This is a genomic window from Moritella sp., assembly GCF_033791185.1.
Classification (GTDB): Bacteria; Pseudomonadota; Gammaproteobacteria; order Enterobacterales; family Moritellaceae; genus Moritella.
The window spans coordinates 1-2702 of sequence record NZ_JASJHF010000030.1 but is presented as its reverse complement, the minus strand read 5'-3'; the positions used below and the strand labels follow the sequence as shown (position 1 = coordinate 2702).

Genomic DNA, 2702 nt, shown 5'->3' with positions numbered 1-2702 from the left:
GCTACGCAATGTTGCTGCGTTATCACCCTGTTTATCAACAGCTGCTGCATAGTCTTTAAACTGTGCATAATCTTTATTACGAGTAGATTGCTGTAGTAATGAAATCGTTGTCGGATTAAATAAATGTTTCTCACCACGTTGTTTCCACTGGTAAACACCACCTACATCTAAACGCTGTGATGGCACTTCACGTAATGGGTAAGCAAAACGATGACGAACTAAGATTTCATTGGCAATATCATCAATAGTTAAACCTTGAATACGCGTCACAGTACCTTTGAAGTACTTATCAACCACTGAATGGCTAATACCTAGCGCTTCAAATATTTGTGCACCTTGGTATGACTGGATAGTCGATATTCCCATTTTAGAGAATATTTTTAATAATCCAGCATCAATAGCTGATTTATATGAAGCAAAAATATCTGCTACGCTTTTCCCAGCAGGTAAACGTTTTTTCGCTTGTAAATCAACAATCATCTCTTCGATTAAGTAAGGATTAACTGCTGATGCACCATAACCAATTACAGTTGCAAAATGGTGTGTTTCACGAACATCACCTGTTTCTACCACTAAATCACAAAGCGCACGTAAACCACGTTTGATTAGGTAATGGTGAACCGCACCCGTTACTAACATCGCAGGAATAGCAGCGTGATCTGAAGTAGCACTTCGATCTGAAAGAATAATGATTGAGTAGCCATCGTGAATAGCATCTTCTGCATAACGACAGATACGTTCTAACGATTTTTTCAACTTACCCGGAGTACCATCAGCACGGAATAATGTGTCTAATGTTTTAGCTTGTAAGTTTTTATCATCTAGTGCATTAATTTTTTGTAATTCAGCATTACTCAGTACTGGCGACTCTAATTCTACTTTATGACAATGCTCAGGTGTTTCCGCTAATAGGTTTTGATCTTTACCTAAATAAGTATTCAGCGACATAACCATACGTTCACGAATCGGATCGATTGGTGGGTTAGTTACCTGTGCAAACAACTGTTTAAAATAGTGTGATAAATGCTGAGATTGATGCGACAGAACAGCTAGAGGCCAATCGGCACCCATTGCACCTAGCGGCTCTTTACCATCTACAAACATAGGTAAGACAATTTCACTAATCTCTTCAGAAGTAACACCAAAAGCTTGAAGACGTTTTAATAACTGACCATCATTTGGTTGTAAGTTACGTTCTAATGCCGCAGGTTGGTTCTCTAATTTAACCAAATTATTGTCTAACCAAGTTTCATAAGGTTGGCGAGTAGCAATACTGCTTTTAACTTCACCATCAGAAATGATACGACCTTGTTCAAGATCGGCTACAAAAATACGTCCTGGCTGTAAGCGGCCACGTGATTTGATATTTTCAGGTGCGATATCAACCACACCACTTTCCGATGCCATGATCAAAAAGTCATCTTTAGTAACACAATAACGAGAAGGTCTTAAACCGTTACGGTCAAGTGTTGCACCAACCTGAACACCATCAGTGAAACAAACAGAAGCTGGGCCGTCCCATGGTTCCATGATATTCGCATGGTATTGGTAAAATGCGCGACGACTTGGTTCCATATTCTTGTTTTCTTGCCAAGCTTCAGGAATCATCATCATTAATGCATGCGGCAAACTACGTCCTGAAAGTACCAATAATTCTAAGGCCATATCAAAACTAGCTGAATCAGACATATTATCGCTACAGATTGGTAGTAACATATCTAATTCTGTACGGCTAAAGAACTCAGCTTGAAGTAAAGCTTCACGTGCTTTCATCCAGTTAATATTACCGCGAACAGTGTTAATTTCACCATTATGAGCAATATAACGGAAAGGCTGCGCTAGACGCCAGCTTGGGAAAGTATTCGTAGAAAAGCGTGAGTGAACTAATGCTAATGCAGTCACCATGCTTGGGTTTTGTAAATCAAGGAAGTACTGAGGTACTTGCTCTGTCGTTAACTGACCTTTGTAAACAATTGTTTTGTAAGAAAAGGTATTGATATAGAAGTTATCTTCTATGCCAGCTACAGATTGTAAACAAATGCGTATCGAGTAGTTGCGTAAAATAAATAATTTACGCTCTAGAACGTTAGCGTCCATATCTGGACCGCCAGTAACGAATAGATGTTCGAACTGTGGCTCATTACTAAGAGGATCTGCACCGAGCATTGAATTATCGGTTGGCAGTACGCGATAACCAATGATTTCTAAGCCTAAACGGTCAGCGTTACGCTCTAGAATATCTCGACATTCATTACGTTGGTTTTTATTTTGAGGAAATAGAACAGTACCAACACCATATTGGTCGAATTTAGGTAAAGAGATACCTGCTTTTAATGCTTCGGTTACTAAGAATTCGTGCGGTTTTTGTAAAAGAATACCCGCTCCGTCACCACTACATGGATCACAGCCTTGGCCGCCTCGATGCTCCATACGCGCTAACATTTCAAGAGCATCAACCACGATTTTATGTGATTTGCTATTTTTTAAATGTGCAACGAAGCCAATTCCACAGGCATCATGTTCCATCTCAGGTACATATAAGCCTTGAGCTTTCTGCTCTACATTTATCATAAATACATCCTTTTAAATAAAACTGCTCAGTAACTTGCGTTTTATCTGATTTTAAAATTGTGATGTGGGTTATTGTTTTACAGAAGTAAAAGCGAAATGTTACTTTTTTAAAAAGGAAACTACGTATTGAG

At 39.0% G+C, this 2702-nt stretch carries 1 protein-coding gene; it reads right to left on the bottom strand.

The genetic code is table 11. The annotated features are described in order from the left end of the window. Positions 1–2571, bottom strand: a 2571-nt coding sequence (locus tag QNK26_RS02145; RefSeq protein ID WP_319220617.1) for a glutamate synthase central domain-containing protein, incomplete at its 3' end; no start/stop codon positions are given. Positions 2572–2702 lie beyond the last annotated feature (131 nt).